The 17687-nt window shown below is 69.9% G+C and carries 20 protein-coding genes; 11 read left to right on the forward strand and 9 right to left on the reverse strand.

Annotation, left to right across the window (positions count from 1 at the left end; translation table 11 throughout):
• Positions 1-84 precede the first annotated feature (84 nt).
• The 3 genes from AB0H56_RS08385 (at position 85) to AB0H56_RS08395 (ending at position 2905) form a co-directional block, all read left to right on the forward strand.
• Positions 85-1074: a phosphotransferase family protein gene (locus AB0H56_RS08385; RefSeq protein WP_357159202.1), complete on the forward strand. Its 990-nt coding sequence runs from the start codon at positions 85-87 to the stop codon at positions 1072-1074.
• 69 nt (positions 1075-1143) lie between these two features.
• On the forward strand, positions 1144-1668 hold the full coding sequence (locus AB0H56_RS08390) for a DinB family protein (protein ID WP_357159115.1): 525 nt from the start codon (positions 1144-1146) through the stop codon (positions 1666-1668).
• A 106-nt stretch (positions 1669-1774) separates the two neighbouring features.
• Positions 1775-2905, forward strand: coding sequence for an NDMA-dependent alcohol dehydrogenase (locus AB0H56_RS08395; RefSeq protein WP_357159118.1), 1131 nt, complete (start codon positions 1775-1777; stop codon positions 2903-2905).
• Position 2906: 1 nt separating this feature from the next.
• On the opposite strand, the gene AB0H56_RS08400 is transcribed toward AB0H56_RS08395, so the two are convergent.
• Entirely contained in the window at positions 2907-3263 is a 357-nt protein-coding gene (locus AB0H56_RS08400) for a DUF1801 domain-containing protein (RefSeq protein WP_357159121.1), read from the reverse strand.
• Positions 3264-3313: 50 nt separating this feature from the next.
• A complete protein-coding gene (gene aztA / locus AB0H56_RS08405) occupies positions 3314-3988 on the reverse strand; it encodes a zinc ABC transporter ATP-binding protein AztA (RefSeq protein WP_357159125.1) in 675 nt (224 codons plus the stop codon).
• Between the two features lie 48 nt (positions 3989-4036).
• On the opposite strand from aztA, the gene aztB reads away from it, so the two are divergent.
• The 3 genes from aztB (at position 4037) to aztD (ending at position 8296) form a co-directional block, all read left to right on the forward strand.
• Positions 4037-6040 (forward strand): zinc ABC transporter permease AztB, encoded by a 2004-nt coding sequence (aztB, locus tag AB0H56_RS08410; protein ID WP_357159128.1) that lies wholly within the window; start codon positions 4037-4039, stop codon positions 6038-6040.
• Between the two features lie 194 nt (positions 6041-6234).
• On the forward strand, positions 6235-7116 hold the full coding sequence (gene aztC / locus AB0H56_RS08415) for a zinc ABC transporter substrate-binding protein AztC (protein WP_357159205.1): 882 nt from the start codon (positions 6235-6237) through the stop codon (positions 7114-7116).
• 25 nt (positions 7117-7141) lie between these two features.
• Positions 7142-8296, forward strand: coding sequence for a zinc metallochaperone AztD (gene aztD / locus AB0H56_RS08420; RefSeq protein WP_357159131.1), 1155 nt, complete (start codon positions 7142-7144; stop codon positions 8294-8296).
• A gap of 96 nt (positions 8297-8392) precedes the next feature.
• On the opposite strand, the gene AB0H56_RS08425 is transcribed toward aztD, so the two are convergent.
• The gene (locus AB0H56_RS08425; protein WP_357159134.1) at positions 8393-9589 is read right to left on the reverse strand and encodes a serine hydrolase domain-containing protein; all 1197 of its coding nucleotides are present in this window, start codon (positions 9587-9589) and stop codon (positions 8393-8395) included.
• A gap of 39 nt (positions 9590-9628) precedes the next feature.
• Between AB0H56_RS08425 and AB0H56_RS08430 the strand changes: the two genes are divergently transcribed.
• Positions 9629-10444 carry a serine hydrolase domain-containing protein gene (locus tag AB0H56_RS08430; protein WP_357159137.1) on the forward strand — a complete coding sequence of 272 codons (816 nt, stop codon included), beginning with the start codon at positions 9629-9631 and terminating at the stop codon, positions 10442-10444.
• Positions 10445-10545: 101 nt separating this feature from the next.
• Entirely contained in the window at positions 10546-11082 is a 537-nt protein-coding gene (locus tag AB0H56_RS08435) for a DUF3145 domain-containing protein (protein ID WP_357159140.1), read from the forward strand.
• Positions 11083-11158: 76 nt separating this feature from the next.
• On the opposite strand, the gene AB0H56_RS08440 is transcribed toward AB0H56_RS08435, so the two are convergent.
• Both AB0H56_RS08440 and AB0H56_RS08445 read right to left on the reverse strand, forming a co-directional pair.
• Positions 11159-11677, reverse strand: coding sequence for a GNAT family N-acetyltransferase (locus tag AB0H56_RS08440; RefSeq protein WP_357159143.1), 519 nt, complete (start codon positions 11675-11677; stop codon positions 11159-11161).
• Between the two features lie 63 nt (positions 11678-11740).
• Positions 11741-12550, reverse strand: coding sequence for an NAD(P)H-binding protein (locus AB0H56_RS08445; protein ID WP_357159146.1), 810 nt, complete (start codon positions 12548-12550; stop codon positions 11741-11743).
• Between the two features lie 195 nt (positions 12551-12745).
• Between AB0H56_RS08445 and AB0H56_RS08450 the strand changes: the two genes are divergently transcribed.
• From AB0H56_RS08450 to AB0H56_RS08460, 3 genes are all read left to right on the forward strand, one after another.
• Positions 12746-13090: a DUF4377 domain-containing protein gene (locus tag AB0H56_RS08450; protein ID WP_357159149.1), complete on the forward strand. Its 345-nt coding sequence runs from the start codon at positions 12746-12748 to the stop codon at positions 13088-13090.
• Between the two features lie 331 nt (positions 13091-13421).
• The gene (locus AB0H56_RS08455) at positions 13422-13988 is read left to right on the forward strand and encodes a hypothetical protein (RefSeq protein WP_357159152.1); all 567 of its coding nucleotides are present in this window, start codon (positions 13422-13424) and stop codon (positions 13986-13988) included.
• Positions 13989-14077: 89 nt separating this feature from the next.
• A complete protein-coding gene (locus AB0H56_RS08460) occupies positions 14078-14869 on the forward strand; it encodes a methyltransferase domain-containing protein (RefSeq protein ID WP_357159155.1) in 792 nt (263 codons plus the stop codon).
• Between the two features lie 120 nt (positions 14870-14989).
• On the opposite strand, the gene AB0H56_RS08465 is transcribed toward AB0H56_RS08460, so the two are convergent.
• From AB0H56_RS08465 to AB0H56_RS08480, 4 genes are all read right to left on the reverse strand, one after another.
• Positions 14990-15706, reverse strand: coding sequence for a MerR family transcriptional regulator (locus AB0H56_RS08465; RefSeq protein WP_357159158.1), 717 nt, complete (start codon positions 15704-15706; stop codon positions 14990-14992).
• A gap of 26 nt (positions 15707-15732) precedes the next feature.
• A complete protein-coding gene (locus AB0H56_RS08470) occupies positions 15733-15966 on the reverse strand; it encodes a hypothetical protein (RefSeq protein WP_357159161.1) in 234 nt (77 codons plus the stop codon).
• Positions 15967-16105: 139 nt separating this feature from the next.
• Positions 16106-16393, reverse strand: a complete 288-nt coding sequence (locus AB0H56_RS08475; protein WP_357159163.1) for a hypothetical protein — start codon at positions 16391-16393, stop codon at positions 16106-16108.
• Between the two features lie 46 nt (positions 16394-16439).
• Positions 16440-17687 (reverse strand): (Fe-S)-binding protein (locus AB0H56_RS08480; RefSeq protein WP_357159166.1); only part of this gene is annotated, 1248 nt, incomplete at its 5' end.

The raw sequence follows: 17687 nt of genomic DNA on the forward strand, positions 1-17687 counted from the left end.
TCGGGCACAATGATCGCCATGTCTGTTTCGCAACCGGTCGAGGTCGACCCGACGATCGCGGATTTCACGGCGATCGGGCGGTGGATGGACGAGCGTGGCCTGCCCGGCGGAGCTTTCGGCGCGGTCACCCCGATCGGGGGTGGCACCCAGAACATCATGGTGCGCTTCACCCGCGGTGACCGCGAGTACGTGCTGCGCCGCGGCCCGCAGCACCTGCGCGCCAAGAGCAACGACGTGATCCGCCGCGAATCCCGCCTGCTCGGCGCCATCGAGGACACCGAGGTGCGCGCGCCCCGGGTGATCGCCGCCTGCGACGACGACTCGGTGATCGGCGCGGTGTTCTATCTGATGGAGCCGATCCACGGCTTCAACCCGCAGACCGAGCTGCCGGAACTGCACGCGAACGACCCGGAGATCCGGCGCCGGATGGGCCTGTCCGCGGTCGAGGCGATCGCCCGGCTCGGCGCGCTCGACTACCGGGCGCTCGGCCTCGAGGACTACGGCAAGCCCGAGGGGTTCCTGGAACGCCAGGTGCCGCGCTGGCTGCGTGAACTCGACTCCTACACCGCCAACGAGGGCTATCCGGGTCCGGCGATTCCCGGCCTGGAGCGGGTCGGCGACTGGCTGGAGAAGCACCGCCCCACCGAGTGGACGCCGGGCATCATGCATGGTGACTGTCACCTGGCCAACATGATGTTCGAGTACGACGGCCCGCAGGTGGCGGCGATGGTCGACTGGGAGATGTCGACCATCGGTGACCCGCTGCTCGACCTCGGCTGGCAGCTGGCGACCAGGCCCGTGCCGGGCACGGTCGGCGCCGGGCTGATGGGCACGCTCGGCACCGTCGGCGGGCTGCCGACGCCGGCGGAGATGATCGCGCACTACGCCGAGTTCTCCACCCGCGATCTGGGTGCTGTCACCTGGTACGAGGTGCTCGCCTGCTTCAAGCTGGGCATCGTGCTCGAGGGCACGCACGCGCGTGCCTTCGCGGGCAAGGCGCCCAAGCCGGTGGGCGATTTCCTGCACGCGGTGACCATGGAACTGTTCGAGAAGGCCAACCGCCTGATCGAGTGATGCCGGATCTCGCCGGAACTTGGCGCAATATTGATGGATCACAAAATGCGGACACCCTAGGCTGACCGCATGATCGTTCCCGACATCAAGAACTGGACCTGGGTCCTCGAACGCCCCTGCGCCGAATGCGGTTTCGACGCCGAGGCGATCGCCTACGCGAGCGTGCCGGAGCGCACCCTCGACAGCGCCGCCCGCATCGGCGCCGCGCTGACCCGGTCCGGCGCGCGCTCGCGCCCCGACGACGCGACCTGGTCGGTCCTCGAGTACGGCGCCCACGTGCGCGATGTGTGCCGGATCTTCGACACGCGCCTGGCGCTGATCCGCGCCGGGGACGGCGTGGCGCCGCCGACCTTCGAGAACTGGGATCAGGACGCGACCGCCGTCGCCGACCGCTACGGCGAGCAGGATCCGGCGACCGTCGCGGGCGAGCTCGCGGTGGCGGCCGAGACGGTGGCCGCCGCCTTCGCCGCGGTCCCGGCCGACAGCCTCGGGCTGCGGGGCGCGCGCAGCGACGGATCGCTCTTCACCGTCACCTCGCTGGCTCGCTACTTCCTGCACGACCTCGTCCATCACGTGCATGACGTGCGCGGATAGATAATTCTCGGCAATATTTCTAGAACGTGTTTCAGAATTGGCCGATTCTTCGTTAGGGTGAGTGCAGTCACAACGAGGCACCAGCTTGGCGAGAGGTCTACACGAGATGAAGACGAAGGGCGCGATCCTGTGGGGCACCGATCAGCAGTGGTCGGTGGAGGAGATCGAGGTCGGCGACCCCGTCGCCGGTGAAGTGCAGATCCGGATGGAAACGGCGGGCATGTGCCACTCCGACCATCACATCGTCACCGGCGCCACGCCGATGCCGGCGTTCCCGGTGATGGGCGGCCACGAGGGCGCGGGCGTCATCACCAAGCTGGGCCCGAACTGCCCGAGCGACCTGGCCGTGGGCGACCACGTCATCCTGTCGTTCATCCCCGCCTGCGGCCGCTGTCCCGCCTGCGTGGCGGGCCACATGGCGCTGTGCGATCTGGGCGCGGGCCTGCTCATGGGCCAGGCCATCTCCGACGGCACCTACCGCATCCAGGCGCGCGGGGAGAACGTCATCCCGATGTGCCTGCTTGGCACCTTCGCGCCGTACATGACCGTGCACCACACCTCGGTGGTGAAGATCGACCCGACCATTCCGTTCGAGGTCGCGTGCCTCGTCGGCTGTGGCGTGCCGACCGGTTTCGGCTCCTCGACCCACGTCGCCGAGGTGCAGCCGGGCGAGACCGTGGTCATCGCGGGCATCGGCGGCGTCGGCATGAGCGCGCTGCAGGGCGCGGTGCTGTCGGGCGCCTCGAAGGTCGTCGCGATCGACCCGAATCCGTGGAAGCGGGAGCAGGCGCAGAAGTTCGGCGCCACCCACACCTACGAGAGCATGGCCGCCGCGATCATGCCGCTGATGGACGCGACCGAGGGCCGGATGGCCGAGAAGGTCATCCTCACCATGGGCGAGATGCACGGCGACTACGTCGAAGAGGGCCTGATCCTCACTGCGAAGGCGGGCACCCTGGTCGTCACCTCGATGGGCCGCATGGACGCAGGCGACGTCAAGATGAACAGCTTCCTGCTGTCCATGCTGCAGAAGACGGTGAAGGGCTGCATCTTCGGCGGCGGCAACGCCCGGCAGGACGCTCCGCGCCTGCTGTCGCTGTACAAGTCCGGTCAGCTCAACCTCGACGACATGGTCACCCGCAGCTACTCGCTCGAGGAGATCAACCAGGGCTACCAGGACATGCTGGACGGCAAGAACATTCGCGGCATCATCCGCTACACCGAGGCCGACTGGTAGGTCAGCCCCGTCGTTCCCGTTCGGCGAGCCGCACCGCGATCTGCGCGATCAGGTCGTACGGAATCGGTTCACCGAGCGGGAATTTCAACGTGCCGGGGCCCGCGACGTACGGCGCGACGGCACGGTCGAACGCCTCGTCCCCGCTCGGGATGGGGTACACGCTCACATGGGCCTTCCATCCGGCGAAGGACATGAACGCCCGGCCGTCGAGGGTGGCCGCGGGCATGGCGTAACTGATCTTCTCGCCGGAACCCGGCACGGCGCGGTGGATCGTCTCGCGCATCCGCTCGAGCACGGCGCGAGCGGGGGCCGGTTGGGCGGCCAGGTACTCCTCGACCGAGGTCGGTGTCGCGGCCATGGTTGTCCTCCTGCTGCGCGCTGCGCCGGTGACCTGCGTGCCCGGCGATTCTAAGTCCGCGCGGCCACCTCATCCGGCCGACTCGCGGTCAGGCGACCGTGCTCGAGCCGCAGGGACTGCTTGGCCCGCTCGGCCTCCGCCGGATCGTGCGTGGCCTGCACGACGGTGACTCCCGTGGCGGCCACCTCGCGCAAGGCGGTGGAGATGGCTTTCTGCGAGGCCGCGTCCAGGCCCGCCGCCGGTTCGTCGAGCAGCAGCAGCTCGGACTGCTGGGCCAGTGCCTGGGCCAGCAGTGTGCGCTGGCGCTGGCCGCCCGAGAGGGTGTCGAGCCGCCGCGACGCCAGCGCGACGAGATCCATCCGCTCGAGTGCCCCGCGCACGATCGCGCGATCCGCCCGGGTGAGGCGGCGCCACAGTCCGCGATGCGCCCACCGTCCCATCGCGACCGTCTCCCCGACGGTGATCGGCAGCGTCGGCGGAATCGCGGTGTGCTGCACCACGAATGCCGCGCGCCCGGCGACGGTGTTGCGCACGGTGCCCGACTGGATCGGCACCGTCCCGGCGAGGACGCCGAGCAGTGTCGACTTCCCCGATCCGTTGGGTCCCACGATCGCGGTGATCTGCCCGCGCGGGATCGTCGCCGACACCTCTATCAGTACCGGCGTCGCGCCGTAGCCCGCTGTGACCTGCTCGATCTCGACCGCTGTGCCCTCAGTGTGTTGCATCTCACCTCAATTGAAACGATAATCGTTTTCAGTATATCGTTCCGCGCTATGGATTGGCTGATGACCCCGTTCGAGGTGGCCTTCGTGCAACGGGCGCTGTGGGGCGGACTGCTCGTCTCGTGCGTCTGCGCCCTCGCCGGAACGTGGGTTGTCGTGCGCGGCATGGCTTTTCTCGGTGACGCGATGGCGCACGGCATGCTGCCCGGTGTCGCGGTGGCCGCGCTGCTCGGCGGGAATCTGCTGATCGGCGCCGCGATCAGTTGCACCGCCATGGCTTTCGGCGTCTCGGTGCTCGGGCGCAGCAAGCGCTTCGCGCCCGACACCGCCATCGGGCTGCTGTTCGTGGGGATGCTCGCGGCAGGGGTGATCATCGTGTCGCGCTCGCAGTCCTTCGCCGTCGACCTCACCGGGTTCCTGTTCGGTGACGTGCTCGCGGTGCGGACCGTCGATCTGCTGTACCTCGGTGTGGCGCTGGCGATCGCGCTGGTGGTGACGGTGCTCGGGCATCGCGCGTTCGTGGCCTCGACCTTCGATCCGCGCAAGGCGCACACGCTGGGCCTGCACCCCAGGGCCGCGCAGGTGGCGCTGGTCGGGCTGGTGACGCTGGCGATCGTGGCGTCGTTCCACGTCGTCGGCACGCTGCTGGTGTTCGGGCTGCTCATCGCGCCGCCCGCCGCGGCGGTGTACTGGTCGGACCGGATTCCGCTGGTGATGCTGATCGCCGCGGTGATCGGTGGGCTGTCCACGGCGGTGGGGCTGCTCGTCTCCTGGCACGCCGGAACCGCGGCGGGCGCGACCATCGCCGCGGTCGCGGTCGGCTTCTTCTTCCTGTCGGCGATTCTGGCCGCGCTGCGCGATCGCTTCGGCGCCCGCCGGGTCGGCGCGGCCTCGGTGGCCGCGCTCGCGGCGCTGCCGCTGGTCGGGTGCGGATCGGGGGAGACCCCGCCGGTGGTGGCGGAGACCCCGCACGGATTCGTCGCCGGGGCCGAGGAGATGCCGGAGGCGCAGCACCGGTTGATCGTCGCCGACGCGCAGACCGGTGCGGTGCGCGTCGTCGACCTGCTCGGCGAGAAGGTCACGCCGATCGAGCTGGAAGGTGCCTTCCCGCAGCCTGATTCGGCCGCCGGTGTGCGACTCGCCGGTGACGGCCGGTTCGGCTACGTGTCCGCGGGCGGGCAACTCGCGATCGTGGACAGCGGCGCGTGGACGGTCGACCACGACGATCACAAGCACTATTACGCCGCGCCCATCCGCGCGATCGGCACCGTCGACGCGCCCGGCGCGGTCGTCGCGGCGCACAGCGACCCGGCCCTGGCGGCCGTGGTTCTCGACGGCGGGCAGTCTCTCGCCTTCGACCGCACCGCTCTGGATCAGGGCGAGGTGCGGGCACCGCGTCGCGTCGAGGGCATCGCCGTGCCATACGCCGAACGACTCCTCGTGGCCGACGGCAGCGGACGTGTCGAAGCCCGTGGCCGCGATGGAGCGGCCGGGCAGACCCTGACCGAGCCCTGCCCGCAGCCGCGCGGCCAGGCGGTGACCCGGCGCGGTGTCGTCTTCGGATGTGCCGACGGCGCACTGGTGGTGGCGCAGCACGACGGCGACCTCGTCGCGGAGAAGATCGCCTACCCCGCGCCCACCGCCGACCGTGCCACGGCGTTCACGCACCGACCGGGCAGCACCACGCTGACCGCGCTCGCCGGCCGCGACGGTGTGTGGACCCTCGACATCAGGAAGAAGACCTGGACCAGAACGGCTGTCGTCGATCCGGTGGCGGTGAACACCGCCGGCGAGGGGGCGTCGGTTCTCGTCCTCACCCGCGACGGCGTGCTGCACGGCCTCGACCCCGAAACCGGCGCGGAGACGGCACGTCTCGCGCTGCTCACCGGCCCGGTCGACTCGTCCGCGGCGATCCGGGTCGACCCGGATCGTGCCTACGTCAACGACTCCCGCGCCCGCACCGTCCACGAGATCGCCTACAACGACAACCTGCGCGCCGCCCGGAGCTTCCCGCTGGACGTCGCGCCCTCGCAGATCGTGGAGACCGGACTGTGAACACCAGCGACGAAACACCCTGCGGCCGAGGTTCTTCCGCGCGCGGCCCGCGTCCACGCGTCGGCGACCGGTTCGTCGCCGTGACCGCACCTGGCCCCCACCGTCAGGAGGGCGACCCGGCCCCACGGCGGAAGCGCGTCGCAGCCGGCACTCCGCTACGGGCGGTCCTGGCGGTGATCGCGGCGCTGGTGGCGATGCTGCCGCTGGTCGCCGCGTGTTCCGCGGACGGCGACCGTTCCGGCATCGTGGTCACCACGAACATCCTCGGCGACCTGACCAGAGCGGTCGTCGGTGACGCCGTCCCGGTGACGGTCCTCATGCAGGCAGGCACCGATCCGCACTCGTTCGGGATCTCCGCTCGCCAGGCCGCCGATCTCGAACGCTCGGCACTGGTGGTGCACAACGGCCTCGGGCTGGAAGAGGGCATCGTCCGGCACGTCAGGGCGGCGAGCGAGGCCGGTGTGCCCACGCTGGCCGTGGCCGACCACGTCGACCCGATCGAGTACACCTCCGACGAGTCCGCCGGCAAACCGGACCCGCACTTCTGGACCGACCCGCAGCGGGTACGCAAGGCGGTCGAGGCGATCAGGACCGCCGTGCTCACCGAGGTCGACGGGGTCGACGAAGCGTCGGTGCGCGCGTCGACCGACCGCTACCTCGGTGAGCTCGACCAGCTGGACCGCTGGATGACCGACCGCTTCGCCGCCGTCCCGCCCGAGCGCAGGCAGCTGGTCACCGATCACCACGTCTTCGGCTATCTCGCCCAGCGTTTCGGCTTCCGGGTGATCGGCGCCGTCATCCCGAGCGGTACCACCCTGGCCTCGCCGAGCGCCGCGGATCTCGACGGCCTCGCGTCGGCGATCCGGGCCGCGGGCGTGAGCGCGCTCTTCGCCGATTCCGCTCAGCCCGACCGGCTTTCGCGTGTGCTCGCCGAACATACCGGCCTGCACGTGCAGGTGATCGGGCTGCACACCGAGTCGCTCTCCGAGCCCGGCGGCGGAGCGGCCACCTATCTGGAGATGGCGCGCACCAACACCGAGGCCATCGCCCGTGGTCTGTCCGGGCCGACGCCGTAGTTCACGCAGCAGAATGGAGTAGTACATGCACAGGTCACGGACCGCCACCGTGGTGGCCATCGCCGCGATGGTCGCCCTGAGTGGTTGTGGCGCCGACGATTCCGGCACCCACGAGCACGAGCACACGCCGGGCGCCGAGCCGATCGCGCTCACCTACGATGGCGGCATCTACGTCCTCGACGGAGCGAGCCTGGCACAGCAGGGCGAGGTGAAGCTCGACGGCTTCAACCGGCTCAACCCCGCGGGCGACGACGATCACCTCCTGGTCTCGACCAAGGACGGCTTCCGCGTCTTCGACGCCTACGACCGCGAATTCACCGGCACCGACTTCCCGGCGAGCAAGCCCGGCCACGTCGTGCGGCACGCGGGCAAGACCGTCCTGTTCGCCGACGGCTCCGGCGAGGTGACCGTCTTCGACTCGGACAAGGTCGGCGGCAAGCCCGAGACCGAGGTGTACCGGGCGGCCGCCCCGCACCACGGCGTCGCCATCGAACTGAGCACCGAGCAGCTGATCGTCACCCTCGGCACCGAGGACAAGCGCGTCGGCGCCGTCGCGCTCGACGGCGCCCGCAAGGAGATCGCGCGCAACGAGGACTGCCCCGGCGTGCACGGCGAGGCGACCGCCGAGGGCGAGGCCGTGGTGATCGGCTGCCAGACCGGCGCGCTGGTCTTCCGCGACGGAAAGTTCACCAAGGTCGCCAGCCCCGACGCCTACGGCCGGATCGGCAACATGTCCGGCAGCGAGGTCTCACCGATCGTGCTGGGCGACTACAAGGTCGACAAGGACGCCGAACTCGAACGGCCGCAGCGCATCTCGCTGGTGAACACCGCCGACGGGTCGCTGCGCCTGGTCGACATCGGCACCAGCTACACCTTCCGCTCGCTGGGCCGCGGCCCGGCCGGTGAGGCGCTGGTGCTCGGCACCGACGGCAAGATCCATGTCATCGACCCGGTCGCGGGCACCGTCACCCGGACCATCCCGGTGCTCGGCACCTGGCAGGAACCGCTCGACTGGCAGGACCCGCGCCCCGCGCTGTTCGTGCGCGGCGGCATCGCCTACGTTTCCGACCCGGCGACCAAGCAGGTGCACCGGGTGGACCTGGCCGACGGAAAGGTCACGGCCACCGCGACTCTGGCCGCGGCACCCAACGAGATCAGCGGCGTGGTCGCCGGTCACTGATCGACGCGACAGTGGTGCGCACCGGGGATCCGAACCCGGTGCGCACTGTCGTGCTCACCGCATTCGGTGCGCTGACCGGCGCTCCCCGGCGGCCGATCACCTCGCGCAGCGCAGGACCGCCTCGCGCAGATTGCGGCTGCGGACGTCGTCGAGGATGGCCATGCCGAGCCGGTTCATGCTGTAGCCGAAGCCGAGTCCCGTTGTGGGATCGGCGAAACCGAACGAGCCGCCCAATCCGGTGGTGCCGTAGGCGCGCTTGTCCGAACCGAAGCGGAAGCTGCCGCGCGACTTGCGGAAGCCGAGGTGATACCGGCTCTTGGTGTGCAGCACGAGGTCCTCGGCGGGCACCTCCTCGGCGGTCTCGGCCGCCGCGAGCTGATCGAGCACCGCGTCACTGATCGGCAGCGCGCCGGTCCGTCCCGCCGCCGCGCCGTAGACGCGGGCCAGCGCACGGGCATTGCCGACACCGTTCATCCCCGGCCATTCGATCTGGAGGAATTCCCGCCGCGCGGCACGCGCCGGAGCGCCGGGACGCGGATTGGTGAGCGCGGCATAGGAGAGCCCGCGTTTGGCGTACACCTCGGCGCCGATGCGCAGCGGGATGTCGGCGAGTTCGTAGCGCAGGATGTCGAGGCCCTTGGTCGCCGACAGCTGGGCGACCCGCTCCATCGGTTCGGACTCGGGCAGCCCGATGAACAGGTCGGCGTCGACGGGTTTCGCGATCTCCTCGGCGAAGAACCGGCCGAGGCTGCGGCCCGCCGGATCCACCCGGCGCAGCAGTTCGCTCTGATACAGCCCGAGGGTCAGTGCGTGATAGCCGTGCCGCGTACCCGGCCGCCACGCCGGCTTCTGCGCGGCGAGCACCGTCGCGAGGGTGTCGCGGTCGGCCAGTTCACCCAGCTTGACGATCCGGTCCAGGCCCGAGAGCCCGGCCTGATGATCGATCAGCTGCCGCACGGTGATCCGCTCCTTGCCCTTGGCGGCGAATTCCGGCCAGTACGTGGCGACCGGCGTCTCGTAGTCGAGCAGCCCGCGCGCGACGGCGGTGGCGATCGCGAACGCCGACATCCCCTTCGACGAGGAGAACACCGGCACGATCGTGTCGCGCTCCCACGCCACCTCGCGCCTGCGGTCCCGGTGCCCGGCCCACAGATCCACCAGCGGCTCGTCACCGGCGTAGACCGCGACGGCGGCGCCGATCTCGGCGTGGTGGGTGAAGTTGCGGCGGAACGCGTCGGCGACGGGGCCGAAACCGGCCGCCACGTCGCCGTGGATCGATGGTGCGGGACTCATGGTGACCACGATCGTAGCGGCGTCTCGTACGCTGCCGATATGCGCTCGTTCGAACAGGTACAGCACTGGCCGGTCGCCAACGCCGCCGCCGCGGTCGTCACTCCCGACGGCGTCTCCACCACCGGCGACACCGCGCGCGTGTTCCGCCTGGCCTCGGTCACCAAGCCGCTCGTCGCCTACGCCGCGCTGGTGGCCGTGGAGGAGGGCGCGGTCGAACTGGACCAGCCCGCCGGGCCGCCCGGATCGACCGTGCGGCACCTGCTCGCCCACACCTCCGGCGTCGCCTTCGCCACCCCGGAGGTGATCGCGAAGCCGGGCGCCCGTCGCATCTACTCCAGCGCCGGTTTCGAACTGCTCGCCGACTTCCTCGCCGCGAGCACCGGCATCGCCTTCCCGGCCTACCTGCGCGAAGCGGTGTTCGAACCGCTCGGTATGCGCGACGCGGTCCTCGACGGCTCCGCCGGCCACGCCTGCCGCGCCTCGGTCGACGATCTCACCCGATTCGCCGCCGAGTTGCTGACACCCCGATTGATATCTCCGCAAACCCTCGACGAGGCGACCTCGGTGCAATTCCCCGGCCGCGACGGCATCCTGCCCGGATTCGGTTCCCAGCGCCCGAACGACTGGGGATTGGGATTCGAAATCCGCGACGGGAAAACCCCGCATTGGACCGGGGACACCAATTCCGCGCGCACCTACGGGCACTTCGGCCAGTCCGGCACGTTCCTCTGGGTCGACCCCGAAATCCGGGTGGCGACGATCGCGCTGAGCGACGAGAATTTCGGGGACTGGGCCCGAGCGGCGTGGCCGAAATTCAGCGATTCCGTGATCGCAGAGACACACAACACGCTGTGAAGTAACACCCGCAACACCGAGCACTTCAGTACACTCGGGCCACGCCAGTCCGACGGGTCGTTGGGGAAGACGCTCCTTGTCGAGGCTGGAGGTGTTGTGTAGTGCGCGCATCGAGTCAGTTCGCTGATGCGACGGCGGGTGTGGTCTACATCCACTCATCGCCCGCCGCGTTGTGCCCGCACGTCGAATGGGCGCTGGCCACCGCGCTCTCCGCGCCCGCGAAATTGCGCTGGACCGTGCAACCCACCGACGGACAACTGCGCGCCAGCAGCGATTGGATCGGGCCGGTCGGCACCGCGTCGCGGATAGCCCAATCATTGCGCGCCTGGCCGGTTCTGCGCTTCGAGGTGACCGAGGACCCCAGCGAGGGCGTCGACGGCGAGCGCTACAGCTTCGTCCCCGCCCTCGGCCTGTGGCACGGCTCCACCGGCGCCAACGGCGATGTGATGCTGGGCGAGATGCGATTACGTGCCTTACTGCAAGCCGCCAAAGAACTGGGCGGTCACGGAACCTACGACCTGTCCGCCGAGATCGACCGCGCGCTCGGCACGGCATGGGACGACGATCTCGAGGCCTACCGCCAGGGAACCGACTGCGTCGGAGCCGAAGTCACCTGGCTGCGCCGCGACGTCGGCTGATCAGCGGCCTGCGCGTGTTCGGGGGATCTCCTTCACCCAGCGCATGCCCCGGCCCGACTCGCCGGGCGTGTGGCGCTCACGCGGGCCGATGCTCTCCAACCGGTAGCCCAGACGGCGCGGCACCGCCGCACTGCGCAGGTTGGCGGCGTCGCACCGGATTTCGAGACGGGTGATGCCGGGCAGCGAACCGCCGACGGTGGTCAAACGAGCCGGCCGCGCGGGTGATGATGCCGCGGCCGAGGTGGTCGACGTGGCACCAGTAGCCGATCTCCAGGGTCGCCGGACCGACACGGTCGTGCAGGCCGACCGCGCCGAGCACGGCGCCGGTGCCGTCGAAGATGCCGTAGGTGAAACCGCCGTCGGGCGTGGGCCAGTGGGCGACCTGTCTGTCGTGCTCGACCCGCAGCGTGTCGAGGTCGGGCGGCTCGGCGGCCCAGGGCATCCACCGGTGGAGATGGTCGAACGACGCACTGAGCGCCGCGAACTTCGCGTCCAGATCGTCGGGCCGCCAGCGACGGATCACCATGTCACCGAGCATGATCCGCTCCGGCGGGCCGACACCCGGCGGCAGGGCTGGGGGCGGCGTGCAGTCCATCTCCCCAGCGTGGCCGACCTGACGCCTCGGTCGCAACGCGATTTCGCTCCCGCCCGCCCCGTACTAGGCGAAGCGGGACGCGTTGGCGGCGGCCCACTCCGCGAAGGTGGTCGCGGGACGGCCCGTGATGTCGGGGACGCTGGTCAGGGGGAGGGTCTCGGGGGCGGGGTTGTAGTCGGTGAGGACGTTGTCGACGTACCAGGTCGCGGTGTCGCCCATGGTGGGGGTCAGCGCGGCGATGGTGTCCTCGCGGGACGCGCTTTCGAAGGCGATGTCGCGGCCGAGGGCGGTGGTGAGGTGGCCGACGAGATCGGTGCGGGACAGGATCTCCGGGCCCGCGAGGGACAGGGCGCGGCCGTGCAGGCTGTCGTCGAGCAGCGCGGTGGCGGCGACGGCGGCGATGTCGTCCATGGCGATCGGCGCCGTCGCGGTGTCGGGATGCGGTTCGCGGATGACACCCGTCGCGCGGATCTGGTGCGACCAGGTGAGCGTGTTCTCCATGAAATCGGCGGGCCACAGGTGCGTCCAGGCCAGCCCGCTGTTCTCGACCGCGGTGCACACCGTGCCCCACCAGCTCTCCGGCTCACCCGACAGGTCGACCACGTGGCGCACCCCGGCCGCGGCCGCCAGCTCCAGCACCTCGCTCACATTGTCGGGGGTCGGCGCGAGATACATCCGGTCCACCCCGTCGAACGCTGCGGGCAGCGTTCCCAGCCGGCGCAGATACCCTTCGGCCACCTCCACGCCCTCCGGTAACGCGGCCTTACGCGGATTCGTGGTGAGCGCCCGGACATCGGTACACCCCGCCGCGACCAGATGGTCGACCACCTTGCGCCCGATATTCGCGGTTGCTCCGGTCACCAGAACGGTCATCGATGTCCTCCAGGTCGGTGGGTGGGCCACCATTCTGCCCACTCGATCCGCCGTCCCGCACATGCCGATTTTCGTGCGGTCGAACGTCGCGAGCAATGCGGGGGCCGGTACGCGCGCGGGTTCCGCGCCGTTGGCTACCGCTCGGCTATCCTGGCCGGGCCCGGGCAGTCTGCCGCCGGACGAAGGAGGACCACGATGACCCGACGACTTCCGCTCTTGGCCGCTGTGTTCGCCGCGGGCCTCGGTCTCGCAGGCTGTGCCACGGACACCCCGGCCGACGCCACGGACGACACCGTCCGGATGTACGTGGCACCCGAGCAGGCCGATTGCGTGGGCGTCGCCCCGATGCGATGCCTCCAGGTCCGCTACACCCCCGAGGAACAGTGGCAACTGTTCTACGACAGCATCACCGGTTTCACCTACGAGCCGGGCTACCTCTACGAGCTCACCGTCCGCGTCACTCCCGTCGAGAATCCTCCGGCGGATCATTCGTCACAGCGCTACGACCTGGTCACCGTCGACGCAAAGACCCCGGCCTGACCTCGCCCGTCGGTTCGGTCGTGTCCATGTCACCGTCGGCCTCGAGACACACGCGCCGAGCCGAATCCGGTGCGCGCGTCGACCTCCCTTGCGCGCGTCCGAGCCTCGGCGCAGCGCGCGCGGGCGGGTTCGCGCCTCCGGTCGCGGCGTTCGCGCGCAAGTATGAACTCACCTGAATTTCTGCCGATCCGGTGATGTTTTTCCGGTATCACCGCTGGTGGGTTTCTTGCCTGTGGCAACGATGCGAAAATGTCGGCGGACCGAGATCCGGTCCGAGAGAGGATGTTCCGCCGGTACTCGGCGGGCAGACTGGAGGGGCAAGATGTTTTTCGTGTCTCGAAAGAATTCGGCCGCACGGCGGTTCGGCACTGTCGCCGTCCTCGCCGCGGGAGCCCTCGGCGTCACCGCCGCTACCGCGCACGCCGGACCGGCGAGCACGGTGCCGGTCGTGCACGGGGTCGACGGGGGAGTGGCCTTCACCGCGAGCCCGCTGGCCGACGGTTCCGGAATCACCGCCGCCGCGACCGAGGGGGCCTTCCAGCTCGACGGCGGCGTCGTCACCCTGACCGCCCCCGACGGCCGGGTGGTCGCCACCGTGCCGACCAGGATCGTCACCGGCGCAGGCGCTTTCGATCTGGCCGCCGGTGTCGCCGCCGACGGTCACTCGGTGACGTTACGGCCCGTCGCGGCGCCCGCCGTCGTCAACCAGAACCTCGCGAGCTTCGTCGACGAGGCGTCCGACACCCTCGCCCGTAAGCAGCACAACGCGGGGATCGGCGCCCTCGTCGGTGCCGGGATCGGCGCCGTGCTCGGCTTCTTCCTCGGCGGCGTCGGCGCGCTGATCACCATTCCGATCGGTGCGGGCATCGGCGCCCTCATCGGCTACTCGACGCCGTAGCGCCTCGCGTGTGGTGGTCCGGCCGGGGTCGGCCACCACACGCGCCCGGCGTGGTGTGATGGGGTCACCGACCTCGAGAGGACGCGGTGATGCCTGAACGCAGTGCGGGACAGTCGCCCGACGCCGACCTGTTCGACTACGACGCGGAATTGCGCCGGCACAACGCGCTGCTCCGCGCCGCGGCCCGCGTCGGCACCGGCGACCGCGTGCTCGACATCGGTTGTGGCACCGGACTGACCACTCGCGAGGCCGCGCGCGCCGCCGTCGACGGGCGCGCGCTCGGTGTCGACATCTCGGCGCCGATGCTCGCGAAGGCCCGTGAGCTGAGCGCCGCCGAGCACCTGTCCAATATCGATTTCGAGCTCGCGGACGCGCAGGCGCACCCCTTTCCACCCGCGGCTTTCGACCTCTGCATCAGCCGGTTCGGGTGCATGTTCTTCGATCACCCGGTCGCCGCGTTCACCAATATCGGGCAGGCGCTCCGGCCGGGTGGACGGCTCGTCCTGCTGGTCTGGCAGGGACGCGAGCGCAACGAGTGGGCGTCGGGGCTGATACCGATCCGGGCCGCGGTGCCGTCCGACGGTCCTGGCCCCTTCGCCCTCGCCGACCCGTCCGTGACCGGAAACATCCTCACGGCGGCCGGGTTCGTCGACATCGCCTTCGACGACGTGCACGAGCCTGTCTACTTCGGCGCCGACAGCGAAGCCGCCTTCGACAACCTCCTGCGTCTGCAAGGGTTCAAGGAGATGTTCGCCGCTCTCGACGATGACGCGGCGGAGTCGGCCCGGGCGCGGCTGCGTACAGCCTTGGCCGAACATTTGACCGACAGCGGCGTGTATTTCGATTCGCGCGCGTGGATCGTCACCGCCCGCCGACCTTGACGGTGTGGGCTCGACAGCCGCCGGACGTGCTGCGTGTGGGATTCCATCGTCGCGGCCGAGCCGGCACTCGTCATCGGAGGGTTGCGCGCGTCGGCGGGACGGGCACGGCGTGTCGCAGTGTCAGGTTCGGCGTAGCTCGGCGCGGTGGGCCAGGGTTTCGACGATGCGCCGCCAAGCGGGGGAATCCGCGGCGATATGGGCGATTACGAGGTCGCGTGACCTGCCGTCCCGGCGTTCGTTGGCCATCTCCCAGGCGTCGAGGTCGTCGATGAGCCGGTCGAGGCGCGGATCGGTGGGGGACCAGTCGATCGCTCGATCGCAGGCGAGGTAGACGCGCGTCGTCTCGGGGTCGTCGAAGGCGGCGTTCTTCTCGCAGACCCGCTGCGGCACGTTCTCTGGTTCCAACGCACGCAGCAGGATCCACGCGTCCCGTTCGAGGCGGACGCGGCGTTCGCTGATCCCGAGCGCGCGCATCCGGTGCAGCAGCGCGACCACCTCGGGCGGCAGGACGAGGCTGTCGCCCTCGGCCAATTCGGTGATACGACGGCGGTACTCGGTGAGTTCGTCGATCCGCCTGCGCAGGTCGGCGTCGATCTCGGTGATCGAGGTGGCGAACTCGGCCGGTTCGGCGTGCAGCAGCGCGTCCACGCGGGCGAGTGGGACGCCGGCATCGGCGAGGGTCCTGATCCGGATCAGGTCCACCGCGGCCTGCGCGGGGTAGCGGCGGTACCCGGAGGCGTCGCGCTCGGGTTCGGGCAGCAGGCCGACGTGATGGTAGTGGCGGACGGTGCGCACGGTGACTCCCGCGGTCGCGGCGAGCTGGCCGATCGTGAGCACTGTCCTCCTCTGGTCGTGGATCGAGTCTAGGTGTGGGACGCGCGGGCGACGACATCGCGGATCGCCCGGACGACGGCGTCGGGGCGGTCGAAGCAGAGGCGATGGTGCACGGTGTCGTCCAGGACGCGCTGTTCGCCGCGCGACACCGACCGCACCACCGCGGCATCCATCCCTGTCCGGCCGTCGCGCAGTCGTTCCGGCATCGGCTGATCCGAGTCCACGCCGACCGCGCTCAGCGCGATCAGCGGAACATTGCACAAATATCCGTCGACCCTCGACCTCTTGAAACCCTCCGACCGGCGGAACAACCCGATCCGGCGACACACTGAATTCCGTCATACGACAACCTTGCAACCCTGACGCTGCGTCAAGCTCAACCCCGGAGCCCGTCTCCTGTGCTCAGCGGCCGGTTGTGGATTCGCGCGCCACCCGAGCCGCGGCCCAGAACTTCTCGAACTCAACGGAGGTGATCTCCTCGAGTGTGATCGGCGAGTGCCCCCACTGTCCGGTATCGCCCTCGGCGACGACCCCGTATTTCCGCTCATACGCCTGAACTGCGACAACATCCCCCTCGTCGCGTGCATCCAGCACCTCGACAAGCGCAGCGGCAGTGACCGGTTCACCGTCCATGCTCCCGAACTCGACCTGCCGGCTCACGAAGCCGTCATCATCGATCTCGACGAGCACCCAGACGCACGCTTCTTCGTAATGCCAGCGAGCCCACCGCATCCCATCAGTCCTCGGAGGAGACGTTCGCCCTCTGGCCGGCCCCCGCACCGGGCGCCCTGACTCCCGCCTTCATGCCCAGACGCTTGGCCGGAGCCGCCTCGGCGGGTGCCTGCTCAGCAGTGGGCGCTTTCGCACCCGGTGCCTTGGCCGCGCCCTTCATGCCGAGCTCGCCGCCGGGTGGCTTGGCGGCACCCTTCATGCCCAGGCCCTTGGCTGGAGCCGCCTCGGCAGGTGCCTCCTCGGCAGCGGGCGCTTTCGCACCCGGTGCCTTCGCGCCTCCCTTCGTCCCGAGCCTGCCGCCGGGTGGCTTGGGGCCAACTTTCATGCCCAGACCCTTGGCAGGCGCCTCGGCAGGTGCCTGCTCAGCAGCGGGCGCCTTCGCACCCGGCGCCTTGGCCGCACCCTTCATCCCGAGCCCACCACCGGGCGCCTTGGCGGCACCCTTCATACCCAGGCCGCCACCGGGCGCCTTCGCGGCACCCTTCATGCCCAGGCCGCCACCGGTCGGCGCGGCCTTCGGGGCGGCTTCTTCGACCACCTCGGCAACGGGTTCCGGCTCGGGTTCGGGTTCGGGTTCGGCCTTGGGTTCCTGGACCACGTGCAGGTTCGCCGAGAGTTCGGTGGCGTCGATGCGGGTGATCGAGTCCAGCATCAGCTGGGCGACGTCGACGACCTCGACACCTTCGCCCTGGCCCTGTTCCTGGCGGGCGGTGACACCGTCGGTGAGCATGACGCGGCAGAACGGGCACCCGGTCGCGATCTTGGTCGGGTTGGTCGAGAGGGCCTCGTCGACACGGTCGACGTTGATGCGCTTGCCGAGTTGTTCTTCCATCCACATCCGGGCGCCACCGGCGCCACAGCACATCGATCGTTCGCCGTGGCGGGGCATCTCGACCAGGGTCGAGCCGGAGGCTTCCATCAGCTCACGCGGGGCGTTGTAGATCTTGTTGTGCCTGCCCAGGTAGCAGGGGTCGTGGTAGGTGATGTTCTGCGACACCGACGCGACCGGGACCAGCTTCTTCTGCCGCACCAGGCGGTTGAGCAGCTGGGTGTGGTGTACGACCTCGTAGGTGCCACCGACCTGCGGGTATTCGTTGTTGAGTGCGTTGAAGCAGTGCGCGCAGGTGACGACGATCTTCTTGCGGGACTGCTCGACACCCTCGAAGACGGAGTTGATGACCTCGATGTTCTGCATGGCCAGCTGCTGGAACAGGAACTCGTTGCCCGCGCGGCGGGCGGAGTCACCGGTGCA

Origin of the sequence: Nocardia sp. NPDC050717, from assembly GCF_040654275.1 — a bacterium.
GTDB lineage: Bacteria > Actinomycetota > Actinomycetes > Mycobacteriales > Mycobacteriaceae > Nocardia.

Coding starts and splice junctions, on each gene's coding strand:
- AB0H56_RS08385 (WP_357159202.1), top strand. CDS start 85: ATGGACGAGCGTGGCCTGCCCGGCGGAGCTTTCGGCGCGGTCACCCCG.
- aztA (WP_357159125.1), bottom strand. CDS start 3,988: ATGCAACACACTGAGGGCACAGCGGTCGAGATCGAGCAGGTCACAGCG.
- AB0H56_RS08390 (WP_357159115.1), top strand. CDS start 1,144: ATGATCGTTCCCGACATCAAGAACTGGACCTGGGTCCTCGAACGCCCC.
- aztB (WP_357159128.1), top strand. CDS start 4,037: ATGGATTGGCTGATGACCCCGTTCGAGGTGGCCTTCGTGCAACGGGCG.
- aztC (WP_357159205.1), top strand. CDS start 6,235: ATGCTGCCGCTGGTCGCCGCGTGTTCCGCGGACGGCGACCGTTCCGGC.
- AB0H56_RS08395 (WP_357159118.1), top strand. CDS start 1,775: ATGAAGACGAAGGGCGCGATCCTGTGGGGCACCGATCAGCAGTGGTCG.
- AB0H56_RS08430 (WP_357159137.1), top strand. CDS start 9,629: ATGCGCTCGTTCGAACAGGTACAGCACTGGCCGGTCGCCAACGCCGCC.
- AB0H56_RS08460 (WP_357159155.1), top strand. CDS start 14,078: ATGCCTGAACGCAGTGCGGGACAGTCGCCCGACGCCGACCTGTTCGAC.
- aztD (WP_357159131.1), top strand. CDS start 7,142: ATGCACAGGTCACGGACCGCCACCGTGGTGGCCATCGCCGCGATGGTC.
- AB0H56_RS08400 (WP_357159121.1), bottom strand. CDS start 3,263: ATGGCCGCGACACCGACCTCGGTCGAGGAGTACCTGGCCGCCCAACCG.
- AB0H56_RS08450 (WP_357159149.1), top strand. CDS start 12,746: ATGACCCGACGACTTCCGCTCTTGGCCGCTGTGTTCGCCGCGGGCCTC.
- AB0H56_RS08440 (WP_357159143.1), bottom strand. CDS start 11,677: ATGGACTGCACGCCGCCCCCAGCCCTGCCGCCGGGTGTCGGCCCGCCG.
- AB0H56_RS08445 (WP_357159146.1), bottom strand. CDS start 12,550: ATGACCGTTCTGGTGACCGGAGCAACCGCGAATATCGGGCGCAAGGTG.
- AB0H56_RS08425 (WP_357159134.1), bottom strand. CDS start 9,589: ATGAGTCCCGCACCATCGATCCACGGCGACGTGGCGGCCGGTTTCGGC.